Source organism: Pinibacter aurantiacus, from assembly GCF_019130065.1.
GTDB lineage: Bacteria > Bacteroidota > Bacteroidia > Chitinophagales > Chitinophagaceae > Pinibacter > Pinibacter aurantiacus.
Window position 1 is genome coordinate 181,872 of the sequence record NZ_JAHSPG010000008.1, and the last position, 18,207, is coordinate 200,078.

An 18,207-nucleotide genomic window follows, 5' to 3' on the forward strand; every position below is an offset into this window, starting at 1 on the left:
GTATGAATTTATTACTAGTCGGTTCTGACAAAATATTCGCAATTGAAAATATTTATGTTAAATACTTAAAGGAAAAGCATGACGTAACTTTATTTCCTGCCCAAAGTATTTTTTATGATTATTATTACCGGAAAGGCATTGTGCATAAACTTCTTTTCAAAGCAGGTCTTTCCAGTATTTACAGGAACATAGATAAATTATTAATAGAGAAAATTGAGGCAGTCAAGCCACAGGCGGTATGGGTGTTTAAAGGAATGGAAATTTCTCCCAAAACACTACAATGGATAAAAAGCAGGGGAATCAGGTTGGTAAATTACAATCCTGACAATCCTTTTATTTTTTCCGGAAGAGGGAGTGGCAATAGTAACATTACAAACAGCATCGGTTTATACGACTTACACTTTACTTACAATCATGAAATTAAAGAGCGTTTGCAAAAAGACTATAACGCCCTGGTTGAGGACCTTCCTTTTGGATTCGAAATAAACGACTCGGTGTTTAGCGAAGCACAAAACCAGGAAGAAATCAACAAAGCTTGTTTTCTTGGAAACCCAGACAAAGAAAGGGCGGCGCTCGTCAACGGGATAGCAGAGAGTGGGCTTCCTTTGGATGTATTTGGGAACGATTGGAAATCTTTTGTTAAGAGTGAAAACATAACTGTACACGAGCCGGTATATAAAGATGATCTGTGGAAAACATTAAGGAGATACAGGGTACAGTTGAATATGATGCGGGTGCACAATGAAAACTCGCACAACATGCGAACCTTTGAAATACCAGCAATCGGAGGTATACAACTCGCCCCTGATACGGTGGAACACAGGTTTTTTTTTAACGAAGGGAAGGATATTTTTTTGTACAAGTCAATTGATGATTGCATACAGAAAGTAAAGGCGTTGATTGCACTTCCGGCCTCCGAAGCAGAACAAATAAGAGTGAATGCCAGGAGAACTTCTATTGAGAATAAGTATAGTTATCGTGACAGAGCTTTACACGCAGCCGAAAAAATTAAAAGGATTTTATAATGAAGAGTTTGGTGATCGTTCATTTTCTCCCCATTGAAGGATTTCCTCCCTTGCTGAACCTGCTGCAGGTAATCACAGATAGCAGAAAAGATTTACAGGTTACTGTATTTACAAATAGCAAAAGTGATCAGCATTATACATTTGAAATTGATAATGAAAGAATCAATATCATCAGGGTTGCTGATGTAAGCACAGACAGCTCGAGGTTGAAAAGATATTATGCCTACTATAATTTCTACAGAACAACTTATAAGGCGCTGAATAAAATTAAACCCGAAAACGTTTTATGCTTCGACGCTATTTCCATCGTAGGTGCGTATTGGTATTTTAAAAAGAATCCTGGCACAAGGTCCAAACTATATATTCACTACCATGAGTATATGTCGCCGCAGGAAATTGCTGGCGCTACAAGCATGATGAAATGGGTTTTTGAAAAGGAAAAAGAACTGTTTTCCATTGCTAAGTGGATTTCGCATACAAATGAAGAAAGGCTGGGCTTTTTTGTAAAGGATAACAACCTACAGCAGGATGCCCGCTTCCATATTATGCCAAACTGGCCTTTAAAAAAATGGAGTAACTTTATCAGAACAGACAGGACCATAGATAGCCCCCTAAAAATTGTTTATGTAGGGGCGCTGAGCATGGATACATTGTATGTCAAGGAATTTGCGGAGTGGATATTGGCGCAGAAAGGAAAAGTAATTTGGGATGTTTACAGTCAGCAGCAGGCAAGCGATGTAAAAGCGTACTTCCAGGATTTGAATTCGCCATATATAAATTTTAAGGGTCATCGCAAATATGACGATTTACCACAAACATTAGAAGCCTATCACGTTGGCGTAATTCTTTACAAGGGCCATATACCAAACTACATATATAACGCACCCAACAAACTGTTCGAGTACCATGTATGTGGGCTTGATTGCTGGTTTCCAAATCAGATGAAAACTTCAATGAAATTGGCAACCAATAACACTTATCCCCGCATAACGGGAGTTGACTTTGAGCACCTGGAAGAGATTTCGAACGTTGATAGTTTAGTTTGCCGGAAGGGCCTGTCATATAAGCTCTATGAATTTTACGCAGAAAAGGCTTGTGACGAACTTATAAACTCGTTTTAATTGTGAAAAGAATTGCTGCAAGCATAGTTATTGTTGAATGAAATCATTAAGACCATATTTCTATACAATTCTTGAATTGTTGATTTTTATACTTTCCTTTTTCTTATCGGAAAGTTATACGTTGTTACTTATTGCGTTAACTGTTGTTGTTCTATTTTCTGTACTGGATAAATTAGGCAAAGGAATAGTGTTGCGCGAGCTGATTTCATTGCACGCTTGTGTTGTTTGCCTTGTTATGCCGTTAGTAGGATATACCTGGTATACTATTGAAAATCCATTGTCAAAGCTGTGGGTGATGTATATGATGGTCCCCTTCAATACGTACTTTTCATTTGCGCTGCCCGCAATCGCAGGCTTTGTAACCATGATTTCCTGGCCTTCGTCAAGATCAAATGTCACCGATGGCGAGGCTTTTTTGCATTGGTATATAAACAGGGCAAAGTCTGTTCTTAGACTAAATAACAGAACGGCCATTCAGATAATCGGAGCGGGTTTAATCTGTTCATTGGTGTTGAAATTTTTGCCGTCGGGCTTGCAGTTTATTGCATCTTTAATGTTCTTCGGATCGTTCGCAGGTTTTTTGTATGTGTACTTTGACAAGGCAATGCCCAGAAGGAAATTGATTCTTTGGTTGTTTGGACTTTATATTGTAGGGAATTCAATTATTGTGGGAATGTTTACCATTGTTGCATACATGGGCATCACAATATTTTCATTTTTGTTTATTGGAAAGAAGGTCAGCATGTTAAAGAAGATCTCCATTTTTGTATTGGCGGTTTTCATATTGTTGCTTGTTCAATCTGTAAAAAGAGATTACCGAACTCAAATCTGGCGCGGCTACGAGGGAAATAGAGCAGAGCTTTTCAGCAGTCTTATTATTGACGAGCTTGCAAGCGGGAATTCATTCTTTACCGTGGAAACGTTTTTCAAAATGTATATAAGAGGCAACCAGGGCTTCAACATTTCTCTTGTTATGAGGCGCTTTCCCAATCAAAGAGAATTTGATGGAGGAGAAAGACTATTAACGACCGTTGCAGCGTCGCTGGTACCGAGGGTTTTTTGGCCGGATAAACCCATGGCCGGAGGAAAGTTTAACATGGATTATTATGCAGGCATTAAGGTATCAGGATGGTCAACAGACGTGGGACCGCTTGGAGAAGCCTGGGGAAGTTTTGGCGAAGTGGGGGGAATTATTTTTATGTGTGTACTGGGTCTCTTCATAAGATTTGCCTATTTCCGTTTTTTCTGGATATCACGCAAAATACCATTGTTATTATTCTGGCTGCCAGCGTTATTTTATCCTGTAACATTTTCCATGGAAACAGATACATTATTGGTATTGAATACGTTGGTAAAAGGCTCGTTTTTCATATGGGTTTTGTTTAAGATGAAACCAGATTGGTTTGGCAAACCCAAACAAAAGGTTCAGTTCAGAAAACCTGTTCCGCAACTGAGATAGAACCGGGTGAAATTTTTTAATGTCTGGCTAAATAGATTATGCAAAAAATCATCGCACTTATATTATCTACCTTGCTGGTGGTTACTACCGCTTTCTCACAATCGAGAGAGGAGTTTAACGGACCGTTTGCAAGCTGGGCAAATGTTAAGACAAGATTCAAAGCCAAAGGCGACGGCGTAACTGATGATACAAGATCTCTCCAAATGGCTATAGATAGTTTATCTTGCACATCTATCGGATTTAATAAAGAGACCTCAACAGCTTACACCTGTATTTATATTCCCAGGGGGCACTATAAAGTTTCTCAAACATTAAATCTGAGAGGAAAAATAGGCGTTAATATAATTGGAGAAGATCCCGCGAACACTTTTATCGAATGGGCCGGAAATGATAAGGATACCATGTTACTTGCAAATGGGTCTGCATGCTACAAAATCGCCAGGCTAACATTTGATGCAAAAAATAAAAAAGAGATTGAAGGCATCGGCATTCACTGGTTGCAAAAATGGACCGAACCCAAGAACAGAAGTTATGCCTCTTCAAATATTGAAATTGCTGACTGCATTTTTTCTGGCAACATGGCCGTTGGCATTGGTGGCGGATACAACTGGAATGATTCCGAAGTTAAAATAAACAGGTGTTCATTTAATGCATGTAGCGTAGCAGGAATAAGAATAACGGGCTATAACGCCTTGGACTACTGGATATGGTATTGCAAGTTTTACAATTGTAATAGAGGCATTATCAACGTAAGTGGCAATTTTCATGCATACAGCTGTTATTTCAAACAATCTGCATATGCTGATGTGGAATCTGATAAAGGTTATTATACTTCGCTGCGCGGTTGTTTTTCCGACAACTCCGGCTCGCTTCAATATGACAAAGGCTCCAGCAATAATCCGTTTAAAAGAGTTTTTCAAAATAATGTCGTCGTTGCACCGCAAACTACACCTGTACAGTACGGGCACGCAGGCAAGCTCACTTTTCTTAATAATCAGTTCGATGGTGTGCTGATTAAGCAGCCTCCCACAGCAGCGACAGGCGATAAGCCATACCTGGTATATTACGCAGGTTGGTTTGGTACAAACTATAACGTGCTGTCAATAGGAAATAAATACATTTACGACCAACCCTTTGCGCTGTCGGTAAAGTATCCCAAAAAAATATATGGGTTAAACGATAGCTATGGAAAAAAGGCGTTGCCAAAAGGAAGCGATTTCGTTGCAAAAATGCCTGTAACGCCCGCTCTTACAAAAAGAAAAGTTTTTGAGGTGCCCGTAAATGCAGATGTAAAAACCATGCAGGCAGTGATTAACAATGCTGCTAAACTGCAGGGACAGCGACCTATTGTGCACTTCCCGGTGGGGCAATACCTGATTGACCAGCCACTCGTAATTCCATCTGGCAGCGACATGCAAATAATAGGTGATGGATTTATTTATGCATCCGTTATCAATGCAAAAAAGCCATTCACAGGTTCAAGCCTCATTAAAGTGAAGGGGCCATCATACATTGAGATAAAAGACATACAAATAGGAAGTGGAGTTATAAAACCACTGAACGGTATTGAGTTTGAAAACATCGATCAGCCATCTTCCAATGTGCATATAGACCAAATTTATTCATTGGCAGACACTTCTTTATTTGTGAATGGATTTAATTATACCGCTTTTGAAAAAAACAATTCCTTCTTTTCTGATGGAAATGTAATTGTTGGCGGAAGCAAACAAAAGGCAGGCACGGGAACATTACAGGTCTATTGCTTTGGAGGACAATTTAAAGGAACCTCTGTTTACAACAACGGTGTGTTTGTTGCCAAAGATTGTTGGTGGGAGGGCCCTTCAAGAGTTCCTTTGGATCTGCAAGGCGATGGCAGCATAACAATTGATGGAGCCATGATGGCACCCGCAAAGGTGGATAGCTTGCCTTCTATTAAAATTGGAAAATTTAGCGGCAAGCTTAATTTCCTGAACATGTATATACAGGGAGGAGTTTCGATTGAAGCGAATAACCCAGACTTAAACTTGCTGTTTTGGAACATAAACTTTTTTCACAAATTGAATGTGCTCAATGCCATACCAGCAAAGTTTAGCGGAAAGCTTGCTTTTGCCGGCATAAACGCACAATGTTTTGATCAAAAAAACCCACTATGTAAAGACGTGCAAACTTTAAACGACAAGTTTGTAAACGTGAGTGACGAAAACAAATATTTCAACGATCAGACGATGCAGGATCGAATGTCGATGCCCGCTGGTTATCAAAACCTGGGTGCAGGAGTTTCAAATATTTACATCGGCAGGGTTTCTTTGGATGGAAGTATGGTTGGATTAAAATTCTCTAAATAAAATTAACAGCCTGCATTTTTTTGCAGACAAAAAGTAACCACTAAAACAATAATCATAGGTCTCCAGTATTTCTTATGACAAAATTCTTAAGCGACAAACTCAGAGCCCTTTCTTTTTTTTCAATCATAATGGTAGTATACATACATGCCTTCAATGTGCAGGTAAATATGGCTACTGGGGTTGACGTGGTTCAAAGAGGATACAACTCGTTTATTCAGGACTTTATCAGTCACGGGATTGCTGATTTTTCAGTCCCCATGTTTTTTGTCATTTCCGGCTTTTTGTATTTTATGAATATAAAGACCGGAGCTGCTTCGGAGTTTATACAAAAATATAAGAAGCGGTTTGAAACAGTAGTATTACCTTATTTGATCTGGTCTGTTTTTGGAATATTGTTGTTTTTACTGCTTCAGTCAATTCCTTCGGTTAGAATTTTTTTCGCTCAAAAGGTAATGATCAAAGATTACTCTTTGTCTGACTGGATGGACAATATCTTTATTAATCCCGTACAATATCAATTCTGGTTTCTGAGAGATTTGATCGTACTTATTGCCTTGTCTCCGGTAATTTATTATGTGATTAAATACCTGAAATTATTTGGGGTTATTGTTTTCCTGGTGATTTGGTTACTGGATGCACAATTAATCATAATGAAAACTGTGTCCCTGTTCTTTTTCGGATTGGGCTCATTTTTAAGCATCCAAAAAATCGACATTGAAAAACTATCCTTGAAAAAATTCAGCATGGTAATCGTTATCGTCTGGATAGCGCTGATATGTCTCAGAACAATATTTACTTACGAAAGCTATTGGAACTATTGGCTATACGTTTTGCATGCATTTATAATGTTGCTTGGTGTTGTTACTATTTGGAGCCTGTATGATAAATTAGTGGGAGCCACTGACATTTCAAAAATGAAGCTGTATTCCTTATTTCAATACACATTTTTCATTTATGCCGCTCATGAACCGGCATTAACCATTTGTAAGAAAATATTGACGTTCGCACTTGGAAGAACGCAACCTGTTTCGCTGGCAATCTATTTCGTTGCGCCTGTGCTTGTAATAGTTACCATGATAGGATGCGGGTTCCTGTTTAAAAGAGCTGCTCCGGCAGTGTATGCCGTAATTACCGGAGGTAGGTAAGTACCCCGACCCTTTAAAATATAAAACCCGTTCCCTAAAATGTTCAGCATTTCTATTGGAAGAATAATACCCGATGGAAGCCAGGGGACAAAAGTTTGATCAATAAACTAATAACCGTATAAAGCCGTTAAAACATGTTACTAAGAAGCCTTTCCAACTTTAAAGGGAAAAACCGTCTCGTAAAAACCTTATACAAAAAGACGATTGAAACAGCAACCGATATCAGGATAAAGGGAAAATACAATTGCGAATACCTGGTACCCAACTTAAAAGAAATTATCGGCTTTAGCATTTTCGCAGATGGCGTGTATGAGCCGGAAACAATCCAGCTTATTAACAAATTGCTCCCTCAAAACGGATGCTTCCTCGATCTGGGAGCCAATATTGGCGCTATTTCCACACCAGTCTCAGCAATGCGGCCAGATGTAAAAATAGTATCAGTGGAGGCAGCTCCATGGATATACGCTTATCTCAAAAACAATATTGAAACCAATGGATTGAAAAACGTGCACATTGTGAACAAGGCACTGTTTGACAAGGACGATATCGAAATTGATTTCTATGCTCCTGAGGTTCAGTTTGGAAAAGGTTCAATGGCGCCTGTGTTCACCCAGAATGCAGTAAAGGTTCAGGCAATAAAAGTTGATACACTCGTCAGGCAATTTAATATCGACAAGGTCGACGTTATTAAGATTGACGTGGAGGGATTTGAATCCTTCGTTTTTAACGGAGCCACGGAATTACTTAATCGCCCGGTTGCTCCGGATATTATTTTCGAATTTGTAGACTGGGCAGAAAATAGCGTACCCGGTATCAAGGTGGGAGCTGCACAGGAAGTGCTGCTTAAAGCGGGGTATAAGCTTCATAGAATAGACGGCGATAAGCTGACTGAACTTAAAGAAATACAAACAGCAGGCTCTGGAAATATGCTTGCCACAAAGAAAGCAAGCGCAACTGGGAATTGACAAACGGATATAAAAGCATTATACATGAAGGTATTACATACCATTTCTTCAATGGGTTTTAAAAGCGGAGGTACAAGCTCCAGTACTTATGAGCTCATAAAAGGATTGCGAAACAAGAAGGTGGAAGTTGATATTCTATCATTTGAAGCAGAGCCCGGAGACAAGCTCGTGGGAAAAGATGATTTCTTACTGACTGTTCCTCAAACTAAAGAAAAAAGATTTCTCTATTCAAAAGAATACAAAACAGTCGTTGAAGCCGCCAATTATCAATTGTTTCATACAAATGGATTGTGGCGCTATACCAACTACATCACAGTAAAAACGGCGAGAAAGAAAAACCTTCCATATGTCATCAGCCCGCATGGAATGCTTTATCCAACGGCCCTGCAGAAGTCGCCATTACAGAAAAGACTTTTGATGCTACATTCCTTCAGGCGCGATTTGCAGAATGCAACATGTCTTCATGCAACGTGCAAAGAAGAAATGATGCACATCAGAAATCTTGGTATAAAGGCGCCTGTTGCCATCATTCCCAATTCTATCAATATCGGGGAAGTAAAAATCTACGATACGCCCAAGGAGAGGTTTGAAATTGGTTATGTTGGAAGGCTGGCACCGATTAAGAATCCAGAAGGCCTGATAAGAGCGTTTAGCAAAGTAGAGCAGGCCAATCCAAATGTTTATTTAACAATAATAGGAAGTGGCGACGCCGAATATGAAACATCCCTGAAAGAAGAAGTAAAAAAACTAGGCATTAAAAACTGCACGTTTAAAGGCTTCTTGCATGGTGATGAACTAGCAAAGGAATTTTCCAAACTTTCCATTCTCGCCTTGCCAAGCCACTCTGAAAACTTTGGGATGGTTGTGCCTGAGGCATTGATCCGCGGCATACCCGTTGTTGCTTCGACAGGCACTCCCTGGGAGGAACTAAACACAAACGATTGCGGATGGTGGGTCAGCAATGAAATAAATAGCTTTTCAAAAGCGTTGATGGAGGCGGCAAGTTTAAGTGATGAAAAAAGAAGGCTGATGGGAGAGAATGGAAAGCGACTGATAGAGGAAAATTATTCAATCGATGTGGTGTCAGAAAAAATGATACGCTTGTACGATTGGCTAATAAACAAAGGCCCAAGGCCCGACTTTGTTTTTCTTAAGTAATTTTGAAAGGAATTTTTATACGGCAGATATTATGTCTATCAAGAAAAAAGTTAACAACGCGTCTTATTCAACCACAATTGACATTGGTGCTTCCAAATTGAAGCAGTTGGTGTGGTATTTTACCAATATCTTATTTTTTAAGAATCCGCTGAATGTTATTTCATCAACAAAAACAGCGTTGCTAAAAGCATTTGGTGCACAGATTGGTACAGGCGTGCTCATTAAGCCTTCCGTTAATATCAAATATCCCTGGAGGCTTAAAATAGGCGACCATTGCTGGATAGGTGAAAATGTATGGATAGATAACCTTTCCGAAGTTGTGATGGAAACAAACGTTACGTTATCCCAGGGCGCATTGCTTTTAACAGGCAGCCACGATCATTCAAAAGAAACATTTGATTTTATATCGAGGCCCATTACCCTTGAAGAAGGCGTTTGGATTGGAGCAAACGGAGTGGTATTTGGAGGTGTTACCTGTAAATCCCACAGCATTTTGGGAATAAACTCTGTAGCCGAAAAAAACATGGAGCCTTATACCATTTACAAAGGTAATCCATCAATACCCGTATTGACGAGAGAGATTAGATAGCATTCGCACAGTGGTGCCAGGAAAATAGCTCATTGATATTGGCACCCTAAGTATCTGATCAGTAACCTGATAGTTAAAAAAATTACCTTGCATTTCCGGAAAAACCTGCCATAAATTTTGAGCAAAAGTTTCTTAGTTAACTTGGCATGATTTCTTATGGTTTATAATATGTATCACTTGTGCGTCGACTACATATTACGTTATATATTTTCGAATGTGATTAAATTTGGCATTCCGATACCCATATCTGGGCCACTATATCATGTTCTTTTGCTTACATTAACAATAATTGTTGCATCTATTTCGTATAACTATTTCGAGTCCTATTTTTTGCGTTTAAAAAAGAAGTATGCTTAAGATTCAGTCAGAGGTTAATCATAAAACTATAAAAGAGGCTCTTCGTATAAGGAAGGTGGAAGAGAAGTTTCTTGAACTGTTTTCATTGGGAAAATTGAACGGAACCGTACACACATGTGTAGGTCAGGAGTTTTCCGCAATCGCGTTTGCGGGGCAGTTAAAGAAAAAGGATTTTATTTTTTCGAATCACAGATGTCACGGACACTACATCGCATTCACCGGCGATGTAAGAGGGCTTCTCGCAGAATTGCTTGGCAAGGCCACAGGAACCTGCGGTGGTATAGGAAGCAGCCAGCACTTGTGCCATAATAACTTTTACTCAAATGGTATACAGGGTGGAATAGTTCCTGTTGCTGCCGGATATGCGCTTGGAAATAAATTGAAAGACAACGGCGCGATTGGCGTGGTGTTTATTGGCGACGGAACCCTCGGAGAAGGTGCATTGTATGAAACAATGAACATTATTTCCAAATGGGAAATTCCTTTGATGATCGTTTGTGAGAACAACTTCTATGCGCAGTCTACCCCTCAAAATGTCAATCTTGCGGGAGATATAAATGCAAGAGCCGAAGCTTTTGGCATAAAAGCTTTCAAAGGCGACACATGGGATCCTTCATTGCTGATGTCAAAAGCGCAGGAGGCGATCAACTATGTTCGCGAAGAAAGCAAACCCGCATTTTTTCTTGTAGAAACCTATAGATTAAATGCACACTCAAAAGGTGATGATGACAGGGATGAAGAAGAAGTAAATAATTACAAAGACAAGGATTTTCTGAATGTTTTCAGAAAAGAATCTCCCTCTTATTACCAGATATACAATGATGCGATAGATGTTGAGATCAATGATTTTGTAGAGCAGATCATGCGCGAACACGAGACTGATTTCAATGATTATCATGAAAACAATCAAACCGTAAGTTCCAACGAATGGCAACCTGTAGAGTCCATCAGTAAAAGACAGGTTGAGCTGTTGAACGAATTTTTTAAAGACAAGATCGCCAACGATGAAAGAACTGTTTTCATAGGAGAAGATATTCTTTCCCCCTATGGCGGTGCTTTTAAAGTGGCAAAAGATCTGTCTTTCATAAAACCGGACAGGGTTTTCTCCACTCCAATTTCGGAAGCAGCCATCAGTGGAATTTCAAACGGACTAGCACTAAATGGTTTCAAACCTTTTGCCGAAATCATGTTCGGAGATTTTATCACACTGGCTTTTGATCAGATAGTTAACCACGCGTCTAAGTTCCACCACATGTTCAACAAAAAAGTGAACTGTCCGGTCGTGATAAGAACACCAATGGGAGCAAGACGTGGTTACGGCCCTACTCACTCACAAACTTTGGATAAGTTTTTAATTGGCATTGACAACGTAAAAACGTTATCTCTCAATACGTTACTGGACCCTAAAATTGTGTACGAACAGGTGTTTAAAGAAGAGCATCCCGTGCTTGTTCTTGAAAACAAAGTGGATTATGGAAAAAAGATTGCACAGAATATTCCGGCAAACTTCAAGTGCGAGAAAAATGCAGATGAGTATCCTGTAGTACGTATCAAACCGGCAGTATCGGAACCCACGCTCACAATTGTTGCCTGGGGCGGCATGAGTGAATTTGTGATTTCCTGCCTTGAGTCCATCTTTTTAGAAACCGATCTGAAACCGGAACTGATCGTACCGATCCTGATATCAGATCTTCCGGTGGACCTGGTTTTAAGTTCCGTAGAAGAAACAGGCAGACTCGTGATTATTGAAGAAGGAAGCCAGTATGGTGGCATAGGTGGAGAGCTTCTTGCATCCCTTGCCGAAAAGAGCGAGGTTGCTTTTAAAGTAAAAAGAATTGCAGCACATCCCGTTCCTATACCTGCAGTAAAGTCGCTTGAAAATATTGTAATACCAGATAAGATCAGAATCATTAAAGAAATAAAAGAAAGCTTTATTTAATATGGCACTAGTACAGGAAATCGCTGTTCCGTTAATTGCTGTGAATGATACCACACTTACCATTGTTGAAATGAACTTCAGCAGCGGGCAACAGGTGCGTAAAGGGGATACAGTGATAACTTTTGAAACGTCTAAAACTACCTATGCGGTTGAGGCAGAAGCTGAGGGCTATATTGAATATCTCTGTGAGTTGAATAAAGATTATGAGGTTAACGATATCGTAGTAAAAATTTTTAGCTCCGTAGAAGAAGTTAAAACCACACCAACCAAGAAAGCATCAATCAATGGAAGTGCCGCCAAAAAGCAGGTTGCAGCCGCAAAGACTGAAAGGCAATGGAGCGGTGAAACTGTTTTCTCACATAAGGCCCTTGAATTAATTGAGCAAAAACAGTTGAATAAGGAAGTGTTCCACGGATATGATTTTGTAGGGAAAGACGATGTGAATATTTATTTAGGATTACCCATCGAAACCAAACAGGTTAAACAAAAAGGCCTTGCTAAGGCGCACGATAATCAGCCAAAAGTAATTGCAGTAGATACAGCAAAAGCCGCGCAGCAGAAACTTTCATCCAACAAGAAAAGAGAAATATCCTATCTCTCTGATGTGCAGGCTCCGGGTCTTACAAGTACTTTGTATACGGCCGTGGAAGTTGATAATATTTTTGTCAATCTCAATCAATCATTAAAGACATTAAAGAATTCACTCCTGCCAATTGTTATTTATGAAACAGGCAGGTTGCTGAAAAAATATCCTTCGTTAAACGGGTATTTTGCCGGAGATTCAATCGCAATATTTAACGATGTAAAAGTTGGTTTCGCCATAGACATTGAGAAAGGATTAAAGGTGCTGGGGCTTGAACAAACGAATAAGTTGACAGTGCCGGAAATTGAAGAAAGGATACTGTCGCTATCGAATGATTACATCGACGATAAACTTAAGATTGAAGATCTTTCGGACATTACATTTACCATTACAGATCTTTCGGGATTGGATGTTACATTCTTCAAGCCTTTGGTAAATATGCAGAATAGCGCCATTTTGGGAATCGGCGCGATAGACACAAAACTGCAAAGATGCACACTGGCATTGACTTTTGACCACCGCGTAACCGAAGGAAAACTTGTAGGGGAATTTCTGACAGAGCTTAAGAAACGAATTGAATCTTACAGGCCCAAAGGCATTGTGCCGAAAAATGTAACCTGCTTTAAATGTCTGAAAGATTTGGCTGAAGATACATCCGGCATTGGATTTGTAAAGTGCATAACACCCCAGGGAGAAGAAGCATACATTTGTCAAAGCTGTATAGCGGGATTTTAAATTTTTTAAACGCAACATGGATAACCTAAAACAAATTATTTCAACCTATATTAAAGTTCCTGCTGAGGCTATTGATAGTTCTACCATCATTGATAGATCGTCTGTGGCGAGCTCCATCACGCTGCATCGCATGTATGCGAAACTTGCAGATGAGGGTTTTGCAGTGGATGATTATTCTTCTATTAAAACTTTCGGAGACTTAACCGGAAAAAGCAATCACAATGGTGCAGATCTTAGTACTGTTGCTGCAAGGCAGATGACCGAAGGCTTGATTTCTAAGAATTTATCTGTTGGCATAGATATTGAAAATGTAGATGCACTGCCTGTTGCAGAGGATTTTAGAGAAGACAGTTTTTACAAACAGAATTTTTCTGAAGAGGAAATATCTTATTGCATTTTGCAGCCTGCGCCATACGCTTCTTTTGCAGGATTATTTGCGGCGAAGGAGGCACTTGTAAAAGCAAATCCGGCTTACAAAACAAAATTGTTCAATTCATTGGCCATCACACATGACCAGGCAGGAAAACCTTGCCACGATGGATTTGAATTGTCGATATCCCATACGGGCAGCAACGCAATAGCAATTGCCGTTAGGCCGCCCGCCCAAATCGAAACAATAAATCAGCCACAGGCACCCAAACAGGAAGAAAGAATTGTTGCGGTTAAACCGAATTTGACAATACTTTATTTGTTGTCCCTCGCGGCATTAGTAACCTCAGCAATTGCATTGATCATATTCTTACAAAGCAGATGATTTTAAGGGACATGAAGATCTCTATTATTACAGCAACATACAATAGCTCGGCCACCGTTGCCGACACATTGAATTGCATCCGCCAGCAGACCTATGACCAGGTTGAGCACATTATCGTTGATGGCTTGTCGAAAGACAATACGCTTGAAATTGTAAAAGGCTACCCGCACGTAACCACCGTTGTTTCAGAAAAAGACAAAGGTCTCTATGATGCAATGAATAAGGGCCTGACACTTGCAAACGGCGAGGTGATCGGCATTCTCAATTCAGATGATATTTACGTTGATAAAGACGTACTGATGAAAGTTGCAAACGTTTTTGCCAATGAGAATGTGGATGTGTGCTATGCCGACCTGCAATATGTACATCAGCACGATTTAAATAAAGTTATTCGCACATGGAAGTCGGGAAAGTTGAAAACCCGCTCCTTTTACCGCGGTTGGATGCCCCCGCATCCCACTGTTTTTGTGAGAAGAAAAGTGTACGACAAAGTGGGCAACTTTAATCTTGCTTTAAAGAGCGCCGCAGACTACGAATTGATGCTGCGCATTTTCGTAAAGAACCATTTTCAGGTGCACTATCTTCCGGAGATTATTGTAAAAATGAGAGCAGGAGGAATGAGTAATGCATCATTTTTGCACAGAATAAGAGCAAATAAGGAAGACAGGGAAGCATGGAGAATAAATGGTCTTGAGCCCAGATTTTATACTTTATACCTGAAACCGATCAGGAAAATTACCCAGTTTTTTAAACGGTAATTTATAGGCATCTTTGCGAAATCAAAAAAAGGGAACCGTATCTTAAAAATAAAAAAGCAATTAGTAATAAGTTAATTAAAAAGTATGTCAAAGAAAGTTGCATTGATTACAGGTGTTACCGGTCAGGACGGTGCATATCTTACAGAGTTGTTATTAAACAAAGGGTACGAAGTGCATGGCGTTAAACGCAGATCGTCACTGTTTAATACAGACCGTATTGACCATCTATACCAGGACCCTCATGAAAAAGGGGTAACATTAAAATTACACTACGGTGATCTCACTGATAGCACCAACCTTATTCGCATTATCCAGGAAGTGCAACCGGATGAAATATATAACCTGGCAGCAATGAGTCACGTACATGTGAGCTTTGAAACGCCTGAGTATACAGCCAATGCAGATGGTATTGGAACACTTCGCATATTGGAAGCAGTAAGGCTTTTGGGACTAACCAAAAAGACAAAAATTTACCAGGCATCTACCTCAGAATTATACGGTTTGGTACAGGAAGTTCCTCAAAGCGAAAGAACTCCTTTCTATCCACGTTCTCCATACGCGGTTGCAAAACTTTACGGATACTGGATCACAGTTAACTACCGTGAAGCATATGGTATGTATGCAGTAAACGGAATATTGTTCAACCACGAATCTCCTTTGCGTGGCGAAACTTTCGTAACAAGAAAGATTACACGTGCCACAGCTAAGATCGCATTGGGTCTGCAGGATAAAGTATACCTCGGTAACCTTGACGCACAACGCGACTGGGGACATGCAAAAGACTATGTGGAAGCAATGTGGTTGATTCTGCAACAGGAAAGTCCGGAAGACTATGTAATCGCTACAGGCGTTACCACTCCGGTTCGTGATTTCGTTCGCATGTCATTTGGTGAAGTAGGTATCGAACTGGAATTTAAAGGTGAAGGAGCAAAAGAAATTGGGGTTGTAAAATCCTGCTCAAATCCTGACTTCCAGATTGAAATAGGAAAAGAAGTAGTAGCAGTTGATCCTCGCTATTACCGTCCAACGGAAGTTGATCTATTGATTGGTGATCCAACAAAATCTCAAACACAGTTGGGCTGGAAACCGAAATATGATCTTGCTGCGCTGGTAAAAGAAATGATGGAAAGCGATGTGAATCTTTTCCGCAAAGAAAAATTGCTGCAAGAATCAGGCTTTGCAATAAAAAATCAGTACGAATAATAAATAGAAACGCATTCGGTTCTTCAAAAATGTATTTGTAAAGTGAAATGGCACGCAAACAATTTGCTGCCATTTTTACTTTTGATTTTTTACTTTTAGTTTTTTACATGGACAAATCATCGAAAATATATATAGCCGGTCACAGGGGAATGGTTGGCTCAGCAATCAAGAGAAGACTGGAAAAAGAAGGATTTACAAATATTATTGGTAAAACTTCAGCCGAGCTGGACCTTACAAACCAGCAGGCAGTTAGTGATTTTTTTGCAGCTGAAAAACCGGATTATGTGTTTTTAGCTGCAGCAAAAGTGGGAGGTGTTGTTGCGAACAATACTTATCGCGCAGAATTTCTGTACGATAACCTTATGATCCAAAGCAACGTTATCCACTCGTCTTACGTGAATGGCGTAAAGAAATTAATGTTCCTGGGATCATCTTGTATTTATCCTAAACTGGCTCCACAACCACTAAAGGAAGAATATTTGCTAACTGGTTTGCTTGAGCAAACAAACGAACCATACGCAATAGCAAAAATTGCAGGAATTAAAATGTGCGATGCTTACCGCTCACAATATGGCTGCAACTTTGTTTCTGTAATGCCTACGAACCTTTATGGTCCAAATGACAACTACGATCTCAACAATTCTCACGTTTTACCGGCGTTGATCAGAAAGTTCCATGAAGCAAAAAAGAATAGTCAGCCTACAGTAACAGTTTGGGGAACAGGTTCTCCGCTTCGCGAATTTTTACATGCAGACGATCTTGCTGATGCATGCTATTTTCTGATGCAGAATTATGATGAAGCTGGACTTATAAACATTGGCGTGGGACACGACATCACAATAAAGAACCTTGCTATTTTGGTAAAAGATATCGTAGGTTATGAAGGTGAAATAGTTCACGATCTTTCAAAACCTGACGGCACTCCGCGAAAACTGATGGATGTGAGCAAATTGCATGCATTTGGTTGGAAAGAAAAAATCGGGTTTAGAGAAGGAATAGAAAAAGTATACGAAGAGTTTAAAGCAAAACACGCATAAGGTTCTGAGTAGGGATTTTTGAGTTACAAGCAGAAAGGCGTAAATGACTACTCAAAACTCATAACTCAAAACTCATAACTCACCACCCATAACTAACCCATGTTTTCATTCTTTAAAAAGAAAATAAAAGAAGAAACAAACCTTAGTGGTTTGCAATGTGACATGCACTCTCATTTACTTCCGGGTATTGACGATGGTGCAGCCACGTTAGATAATTCCATGGGCCTTATCAAAGGGTTAAGTGAATTGGGTTATAGTAAACTAATTACAACACCACACGTATACTGGGATATTTATAAAAATACGCCCGATACAGTGAAGGCTCCATTCACCCTGGTTGAGGAAGCAATAAAACAGGAGAAAATTCCTGTAACCATTCACGTTGGCGCAGAATACTATCTGGATGATCATGTAGATGATTTGTTGCAGAATAAAGAACCGCTGCTCACACTGCATAAAAACTACATGCTGTTTGAGTTTTCGTTCGTAAATAAACCAATGAGTTGGCAAGACAAAATATTCAACCTGCAAATGAGTGATTACCAACCCGTCCTTGCCCATCCTGAACGCTATTCATACTTCAGAAGCAACATGAAAATTTTTGAGGAGATCAGGAGCACCGGGTGTTTGCTACAGGTGAACCTTTTGTCGTTGACCGGCTATTACGGAAAAACGGCACAGGAAATAGCCACCTACCTTGTCGACCACAACATGGTAAGTTTTTTGGGCACGGATATGCATCACGACAGGCATTTGGAAACACTTCGTGGGGGCGGCCCTGTTATAATGCCCGTTGTTAAGAAATTACTTGATGCAGGAGCCCTGTTGAATCCCGAATTTACTGGCTAGTAATTCTACTATCTCAAATAAAACGAATCCCGATAATCAAAAAAAGTTTTTTGATTATCGGGATTTGTTTTTTTTACCCATCCATATCTCTACAATTCTAATCGATTTAATTACAATGTAATTGACAAAATAAATCCTCTCTCCGCTGGGGATATTGGGTATTATTTAACGGTAAAACTCAAGCC

15 protein-coding genes are annotated in these 18,207 nt (G+C 39.7%); all 15 read left to right on the forward strand.

The window, feature by feature from the left end; genetic code table 11:
* Window positions 1-2: 2 nt before the first annotated feature.
* The 15 genes from KTO63_RS11855 (at window position 3) to KTO63_RS11925 (ending at window position 18,022) form a co-directional block, all read left to right on the forward strand.
* Window positions 3-1,025, forward strand: coding sequence for a CgeB family protein (locus KTO63_RS11855; RefSeq protein WP_217791501.1), 1,023 nt, complete (start codon window positions 3-5; stop codon window positions 1,023-1,025).
* Window positions 1,025-2,146, forward strand: a complete 1,122-nt coding sequence (locus tag KTO63_RS11860) for a glycosyltransferase family protein (protein ID WP_217791502.1) — start codon at window positions 1,025-1,027, stop codon at window positions 2,144-2,146. Before KTO63_RS11855 ends, KTO63_RS11860 begins: the two co-directional genes overlap by 1 nt.
* Window positions 2,147-2,183: 37 nt before the next feature.
* Entirely contained in the window at window positions 2,184-3,605 is a 1,422-nt protein-coding gene (locus KTO63_RS11865) for a hypothetical protein (RefSeq protein ID WP_217791503.1), read from the forward strand.
* A 38-nt stretch (window positions 3,606-3,643) separates the two neighbouring features.
* Window positions 3,644-5,950, forward strand: a complete 2,307-nt coding sequence (locus tag KTO63_RS11870; protein WP_217791504.1) for a glycosyl hydrolase family 28-related protein — start codon at window positions 3,644-3,646, stop codon at window positions 5,948-5,950.
* A gap of 74 nt (window positions 5,951-6,024) precedes the next feature.
* Window positions 6,025-7,095, forward strand: a complete 1,071-nt coding sequence (locus KTO63_RS11875; RefSeq protein ID WP_262901972.1) for an acyltransferase family protein — start codon at window positions 6,025-6,027, stop codon at window positions 7,093-7,095.
* Window positions 7,096-7,229: 134 nt separating this feature from the next.
* On the forward strand, window positions 7,230-8,060 hold the full coding sequence (locus tag KTO63_RS11880; protein ID WP_217791506.1) for an FkbM family methyltransferase: 831 nt from the start codon (window positions 7,230-7,232) through the stop codon (window positions 8,058-8,060).
* Window positions 8,061-8,084: 24 nt separating this feature from the next.
* The gene (locus tag KTO63_RS11885; protein ID WP_217791507.1) at window positions 8,085-9,218 is read left to right on the forward strand and encodes a glycosyltransferase; all 1,134 of its coding nucleotides are present in this window, start codon (window positions 8,085-8,087) and stop codon (window positions 9,216-9,218) included.
* 31 nt (window positions 9,219-9,249) lie between these two features.
* Window positions 9,250-9,807, forward strand: coding sequence for a WcaF family extracellular polysaccharide biosynthesis acetyltransferase (locus tag KTO63_RS11890; RefSeq protein WP_217791508.1), 558 nt, complete (start codon window positions 9,250-9,252; stop codon window positions 9,805-9,807).
* Between the two features lie 349 nt (window positions 9,808-10,156).
* Window positions 10,157-12,103 carry a dehydrogenase E1 component subunit alpha/beta gene (locus KTO63_RS11895; protein WP_217791509.1) on the forward strand — a complete coding sequence of 649 codons (1,947 nt, stop codon included), beginning with the start codon at window positions 10,157-10,159 and terminating at the stop codon, window positions 12,101-12,103.
* A gap of 1 nt (window position 12,104) precedes the next feature.
* Window positions 12,105-13,421, forward strand: a complete 1,317-nt coding sequence (locus KTO63_RS11900) for a 2-oxo acid dehydrogenase subunit E2 (protein ID WP_217791510.1) — start codon at window positions 12,105-12,107, stop codon at window positions 13,419-13,421.
* Between the two features lie 16 nt (window positions 13,422-13,437).
* Window positions 13,438-14,175 (forward strand): holo-ACP synthase, encoded by a 738-nt coding sequence (locus KTO63_RS11905; RefSeq protein WP_217791511.1) that lies wholly within the window; start codon window positions 13,438-13,440, stop codon window positions 14,173-14,175.
* Between the two features lie 11 nt (window positions 14,176-14,186).
* Window positions 14,187-14,933, forward strand: a complete 747-nt coding sequence (locus tag KTO63_RS11910) for a glycosyltransferase family 2 protein (protein ID WP_217791512.1) — start codon at window positions 14,187-14,189, stop codon at window positions 14,931-14,933.
* A gap of 84 nt (window positions 14,934-15,017) precedes the next feature.
* Entirely contained in the window at window positions 15,018-16,136 is a 1,119-nt protein-coding gene (gene gmd, locus KTO63_RS11915) for a GDP-mannose 4,6-dehydratase (protein WP_217791513.1), read from the forward strand.
* A gap of 47 nt (window positions 16,137-16,183) precedes the next feature.
* Window positions 16,184-17,173 carry a GDP-L-fucose synthase gene (fcl, locus tag KTO63_RS11920; protein ID WP_449580022.1) on the forward strand — a complete coding sequence of 330 codons (990 nt, stop codon included), beginning with the start codon at window positions 16,184-16,186 and terminating at the stop codon, window positions 17,171-17,173.
* Between the two features lie 99 nt (window positions 17,174-17,272).
* Entirely contained in the window at window positions 17,273-18,022 is a 750-nt protein-coding gene (locus tag KTO63_RS11925; protein WP_217791514.1) for a tyrosine-protein phosphatase, read from the forward strand.
* Window positions 18,023-18,207 lie beyond the last annotated feature (185 nt).